A 6,368-nucleotide genomic window follows, 5' to 3' on the forward strand; every position below is an offset into this window, starting at 1 on the left:
GTGGTGCGCGGGGCGATCGGCGCCGGGGCGCCGCTCAGCAATGTGCCGCAGCCGGCGGCGCGCACGCTGATCAGATGCGCCTGCCCGGCGGGCAGCGGGCGCGGCAGGGTGAAGCTGAAGCCATGCCAGCCATTGCCGATGCCGGCCTCCGCCAGATCCGCGCGGAACTGGTTGGCGAGCACGCTGCCGATCCTGGTCTCGTGGTTGAAAATCTCCAGCTCCAGGCTTTCCTGCGGCTGATCCTTCATCCAGGCCCAGCCGCGCACCAGATGCCGCGTCGCCTCGTCCAGAACCCCTTGCACCGCGCCTTGCGCGTTGCCGCGCCGCTGGGCACGCGCCAGGATGCGCCGTTGCAGCGCCGCCAGCCGGCGGCCGCCTTCCAGCACCGGCGCGCAGAATTTCCATTGCGGGCGGGTATCGTCCGGATAGAGGGCGGCGAACTCATCGGCATTGTGGAACATGTTGCGGCTGGCGCAATCCATGAAGCTCTCGGTGGGGGCGTCCTCCGCGAACAGGATTTCGTGGCGCTCCAGCTCGATATGCAGATATTCGACCCGCGCCGGTGCCTCGATGAGGGTGACGTTGCGGCCATTCACCAGATGCTTGGCCGGCACCAGATGCCCCTCCAGCAGCATCGCATGCTCTGGCGAGACGATCAGCGGCCGGGCGGGCAGCCCCTCGCCCAGCGCCCCGGCCTCGATGCGCACCGGCCAGACGCCGCGGTTGGCGGCGAGGAACGGGTTGGCATAAGCGCGCTTGCCGATCCATTTGATTGGCTGCGGCCCATGCTCGCGGGTCTGTACCAGATCCCCGATGGACAGCGCCTCGACCGGGGTTTCGCCGGCCGGCGTGCGGATGCGCGTGCCCGGGCAGAAGCAGGGCGTGCCGGTTTCCACCAGCACCAGCTTGTAGCTTTGCGCGGTCAGCGCCGATCCCAGTGTGACCGGCGCGCCGGCGCTGCCGAGATTCTGGTAATCCTGCATCGTCACGTCGTAGCTGCCCTGATTCACCAGGGTCGCGGTGCTGGCCCAGGCACCATCCGCATCGGCTGTGGTAATGATGGTCTGGGTGGTGTTGTTGGCGGTGTCGGTCAGGCGGATCACCACCGCATCCTCGCCATTCACCTTGTTGGTGTAGGTGGAGGCCCAGAGGCTGCTATTGCTGCCGGTCACGGTGCCGCTGGTCCAGGTGCCGGAGGCGTTGTCATCGCCGGTCCAGCCGAAGGAGAGCAGGGTTTCGGCGGTGGTGATGGTGTTGAGCGCGGCGCTGCCGATGGTGGTCAGGCTGCCGGCACTCACAGTCAGCGTATCGCCCGAGAAGGTCTGTCCGGCCAGGGCTTCGAAACTCGTGCCGGAGAAGGTGCCCACCACCGGCGCGGCGGCGAGAGAGAGCCCGGCGATGACGGTGCCGGCGGTGTTTTCCTGCACCAGATTGGGGTCGCTGGCGGTGCCGTCGCTGCCGGCGAGGTTGTAGGTCAGGCTGTTGACATATTGCGGCACGCTGGTGCCGCTCGTGCCCGAGACCACGCCCAGCCCATCCACCCCGGCGGAGGCTTGTTGGCCGCTATAATCCGGGTTGAGGATGGCGGGCGGGGTGGTCACGGTGCCGCCCGTGACCAGCGCGCCGTTCACCGTGCCGGAGGCGATGGTCAGCGGGGCGGTGATGCTGCCGCCGGTCACCTGCTCGGCGGTGAGGGTGGCGTTGGTCAGCGTCGCGCCTTCAATCAGCTGGCCGCCATTCAGCGAGGTGCCGCCGGTGACGACATAGCCGGAGACGGTGCCGGCGGTCACGCTGCCGCCGGCGATGGTGCCAAAGGCGAACACGTCGTTATTCAGCGCCGTGCCGCTCACGCCGGCATCGCGCAGCCCGGCATTGGTGTAAGTCGTGCCGTTGATGACGTAGGTGACGAGGTTGCCGTCGAGCGTGCCGGCGGTGATGGTGCCGTCCTGGATGGTGATGTCGCTGCCCAGCCCGGTGACCAGCGTGCCGGCCTGCAGCGCCCAGGTGCCGTTGCTCTCGGCGAGCTGGGCATTGACGATGCTGGCGACGATGCTGCCGCTGGCGAAATTGCCGTTATCCAGGGTGCCGGCGGTCAGCGTCGCGTCGTTGATCGTATCCGTGCCGTAAGTGATGCTGCTGGCATTGGTGACGGCGCTGGTCTCGGCGGTGAGATAGAGGTTGAAGGTCTTGCTCTCGGTGCCGTTGGTCTCGACCACCTGATACCATTCGGTGCCGCCGGCGCTGTTCATCGGCAGGTTGTCGAGCATCAGATTGCCCGTTGCCATGGTCGCGCTGGTATTGGCGCTGGCGCTGTAAATGCCGTTGCTTTGCGAGATATCCCATTGCTGCCACAGCGAACCGCTCAGCGTGATGGTGTCGCCGAAGGTCGGCACGTTGTTGGCGTCCGAGGTGAGCAGGCGCAGCTCGATGGTGGCGTTGTCGGCCAGCACCACGCCGGCATTGGTGCCGTTGCCGGTGGCGAAATCCAGCACGATATTATTGCCGCTGGTGCCGGTGACCGGCGTGTAGGTGCTGGCGGAGACGATATTGGCGATGGTGGGGGCGGTATAGCCGGTCGGGGTATCGGTGGCGCCGAACACGGTGAGGTCGATGGTGGAGACATCTATGGTGCTGCCGGGCTCGGCGAGGGCGAGCAGCGGCCCGCCCGTGGTGTAGGCGGCGGTCTCGGCGTCGGCATAGTTGAAACCGTAGGAATTCGAATAGCTGGCGAAGGCGGCGGCGTAGCCGTTGTAGGTGTGGCCGGCGATGATGGTGCTGCTGAGGCTGCGCCCGAAGGCGTAGGTGGGGTCCCAGTTGGCGCTCTTGTTCAGATCGATGCTGCCGCCGAGTTGGCCGTTCACCGGAACGCCGCTGGTGCCGTAATAGCCGGCATCGAAGCCGACCAGGAATTGCCGCAGCACCGTGCCCCATTCATTATTGGCGCCGGTGTTCATGGTGGTGAACACGCTGCCATTGGAGACGATGGTGGCGGTGCCGTCGGTGGCGTAGATGCTGTTTTCCAGATTGCCGGCGTCGATATAGATGGTGCCCTGGATCTGGCTGTCGGGCTGCGGGGTGAGGGTGAAGACCAGGCTGCCGCTGCTGGTGCCGGCGCTCACCGCGTAATCGAAATAACCGGCATTATGGTAGGTGCCGCCGGCATCCGCGCCGCCATTGAAGAAGCCGGAAATCTCGATGTCGCTGGCAATCGAGCTGACGGTGGTGACATAGCCGGCCCAGTCCAGCGTGTTGCTGGGCGGGATGGCGCTGGCGAGGGAGCCGGCCAGCGGCCCGGTGCTGTAGGTGCTCAAGGTGGCGCCGGCATGGGCGAGCAGCGTTTCCAGCGCGGTGCCGGTGATGTCGTAGCCGACCGAGGCGCTGGCGCCGCTCGTGTAGCTCACCCCCATCCCCAGGCTGAGCCCGTACTGGACCACGGAGGTGAGGTTGCCGGCATCGGTGGCGGTGCCGGTGAGGTTCAGCTCGACCGAATCATAGCCGAAATGATTGGCGGCGGCGGTTTGCGCGTTGATGTCGCTCTGCTGGGTGATGAGGCTGGAGAGCGAGGGGCCGTTGGCGCCATTGGCCTCGCTCTGCGCCAGAATATAGATCTTGCCGCTGGCGAAGCTGCCGGGCAGGGTGACCGGCACGCTTTCGCCGCTGAGCGTGCTGGAGATGCTGGCGGCCGTGCCGCCGACCACGGTGCCATCGGTCAACAGCGTGGTCCAGGTGCCGGTGGTCGGGCCGCCATTGTCGTAATAAACGACATAGACCGACGAGGCGGTGTTGTTGTTGGTCAGTTCATCGATCAATGTCGAGCTGAGCGTCACATCCACCGTTGTCGTCATATCGCCAGCCTCTGCCTCGTTGCGGACGCAACTTTGTTTTCGATGGTCACATTAACGGTTGTTTAATCCTTTATTGTCAATGCAGTAATATTGCCACACGGGGCCACATGGCCCTCGGGCCGCCGCCGGTGCGATTTTGACGTGTAGCGTCCGTACCGTATGATGTGGGTTGTTTTTAAAAAGAGACTAAACTTGGTTGTGCGCTGAATTTAAAGCGCTTTTCGGGGCGTTCCGGTGAAATTTCAGCCCCCGGCCGTTTTGTTGCGGAACATGGTGAATTCTTTGTGAAGCCGCTTCCGGGGGCGGCGTGATTTCGCGTCGCCGCGCGGTTAGAGCCGCACGCTCTTAGCCCGAGGCTCCGACTTTGGTATCGGCGAGCGCTTCCCTGTGTTTATCTTGACGCTGGCGCGTGGACCAGGCCCTCGCTTTTTGTTCGAGCCCGCAACTTTATCCGTTCAAGCGATTCCGTTTGATCGGATATTGCTGTAGAGCAATAGGGTTTATCCTGACGCGCCCGCGTCGGGAGACACACAACAACGAGCGCGTCCGACCAAACCGAGAGCGTCACCCCAGACGCTGGCGGCTTTGGAACGCCGCGCAGGATATTTTCAGGGTCGTTATGAAGAGATTGATTGCGGCATTCGCCTTGCTGGCTCTGACCGGGTGCCATTCCGCCGACAAACAGGCGGGTCTGGGCCGGGGCGATGCCGGGGAATGCTGGTCGGCGCCGAGCAAGAGCGCGGCGCAACTGGCCGCCTTCCAACTGGCGCTGGCCACGCTCACCCAGTCCTTGCCCGATGGCATGACAGACGCGCAGGCCAGCAAGATCGGCGGGTCGATGAAGCTGACCCTGAGCAAATTCTTCCTGGAATCCTACGATCCCGTCGCGGGGGCGGCGAATTGCGGGGCGGTGTACAGCTTTTCCTACACCCGCCCGGATGGCAGCACCTATAGCGACGATCAGGGCAACACGATCGGCTTCGAGGTCTATCAGGCCGAGCAGGGGCAGAAGATCGTCATCAGCGCCGATGATTATGACAGCGCCACGTTTCAATATCAGGATGATGGCGGCGCGGCCTCGCCCTCTGGCGGCGGCGATACCGAACAGTAGGCTGGGCTTACCCTTCCAGCCGATAGCCCACGCCCGGCTCGGTTTTCAGCCGGGCGGCGAAGTCCTCGCCCAGCTTGCGGCGCAGCTGGCCAATATAGACGCGCAGATAGGCGACATCCTCGGTATGGGCCGGGCCCCAGAGGGCGGTGAGGATCTGCCGGTGGGTGAGTACCCTCCCGGCATTGCGGGCCAGCAGCAGCAGCAGCGCCTGCTCGCGCTTGGTCAGCGCCAGGGCCACGCCATCCAGCCAGGCCTTGTCCGCCTCCAGCCGCAGCCCGGCCAGCTCCAGCACCGGGGCGGCGGCGGGCTGGCCCTGGCGGCGCAAGGCGGTGCGGATGCGCGCCAGCAGCTCGCCCAGCGCGAAGGGTTTTTCCACATAATCATCCGCCCCGGCATCGAGGGCGGCGATCTTCTCCGCCTCGCGCTCGCGCGCGGAGAGGATGATCACCGGTACGGCGGAGAAATCCCGCAAGCGGCGCAATACCTCCTGGCCATCCATGTCCGGCAGGCCGAGATCCAGCAGCACCAGGTCCGGGGCGTTGCCGGCCACCAGGCGAAGCGCCTCCTCGCCGCGTTCGGCGCGCAGCGGGGTGAAGCCGGCGGCGCTCAGCGCCGGGGCCAGGAAACGGTGGATCTGCGGCTCGTCATCCACCACCAGAATGCGTCCCGAGATCATGCCGCCGGCAGCTCCAGCGCGATGATCGTCCCCGGCAGCCCGTCGGCCGGCAGATCCGTGCGCGGGCTCTGGGCGCGGATGCTGCCGCCCATCGCCTCGGTGAAGGCCTTGGCGATGGCCAGCCCCAGCCCGGTGCCCGGCGCCACCCTGTCGCCCCGGCTGGCGCGAAAGAAACTGTCGAACACCGAATCCAGCTCGCCGGGCGCGATGCCGACCCCGGCATCGGCCACGCTCAGCCGCACCAGCGCGCCATCGCGCACCGCGCTGACGGTGATGTGGCTGTCCGGCGGGGCGTATTTCACGGCATTGTCCAGCAGATTGACCATCACCTGTTCCAGCAGCCCGGCGTCCGCCTGGGCGAAGACAGCATCGGGCGCGATATTGACGCGTGTATAGACCGCCCCGGCCACCCGCGCGATGGCGGCCTCGACGATCTCCTCCAGCTTCACCCGCTCCCGGCGCACGGTCAGCCCGCCCGCCTCCACCCGCGCCATATCCATGATGTTGGCGAGGAATTTGGTCATAAGCGCGCTGTCCTGGATGATGCTGGCGAGCATATCGGCGCGGGTGGCCTCATCCAGCGCCGGCCCGGCCTGGGACAGCGTCTCGGCGGCGCCGCGGATGGAGGTGAGCGGCGTGCGCAGATCATGGCTCAGCGAGGAGAGCAAAGCGTTGCGCAGCTTCTGGCTGTCCTGCTGGGCCTCGGCGCGGGCGGTGGTGAGCGAGAGCCGGGCGC

Annotated in this window: 4 protein-coding genes; 1 reads left to right on the forward strand and 3 read right to left on the reverse strand. The window is 66.0% G+C overall.

The features are described from left to right. Positions 1-3,845 (reverse strand): Hint domain-containing protein (locus MXAZACID_RS10175; protein ID WP_008494234.1); only part of this gene is annotated, 3,845 nt, incomplete at its 3' end. Between the two features lie 619 nt (positions 3,846-4,464). Between MXAZACID_RS10175 and MXAZACID_RS10180 the strand changes: the two genes are divergently transcribed. Continuing rightward, positions 4,465-4,956: a hypothetical protein gene (locus MXAZACID_RS10180; RefSeq protein ID WP_008494235.1), complete on the forward strand. Its 492-nt coding sequence runs from the start codon at positions 4,465-4,467 to the stop codon at positions 4,954-4,956. Between the two features lie 7 nt (positions 4,957-4,963). On the opposite strand, the gene MXAZACID_RS10185 is transcribed toward MXAZACID_RS10180, so the two are convergent. Continuing rightward, positions 4,964-5,632 (reverse strand): response regulator transcription factor, encoded by a 669-nt coding sequence (locus MXAZACID_RS10185; protein ID WP_008494236.1) that lies wholly within the window; start codon positions 5,630-5,632, stop codon positions 4,964-4,966. Next, a partial coding sequence (locus MXAZACID_RS10190) for a sensor histidine kinase KdpD (RefSeq protein WP_008494238.1) occupies positions 5,629-6,368 on the reverse strand: 740 nt, incomplete at its 5' end. The genes MXAZACID_RS10190 and MXAZACID_RS10185, both read right to left, overlap by 4 nt.

The sequence above is a fragment of the Acidocella sp. MX-AZ02 genome (assembly GCF_000306035.1).
GTDB classification, from domain to species: Bacteria; Pseudomonadota; Alphaproteobacteria; order Acetobacterales; family Acetobacteraceae; genus Acidocella; species Acidocella facilis.

Coding starts and splice junctions, on each gene's coding strand:
- MXAZACID_RS10180 (WP_008494235.1), top strand. CDS start 4,465: ATGAAGAGATTGATTGCGGCATTCGCCTTGCTGGCTCTGACCGGGTGC.
- MXAZACID_RS10185 (WP_008494236.1), bottom strand. CDS start 5,632: ATGATCTCGGGACGCATTCTGGTGGTGGATGACGAGCCGCAGATCCAC.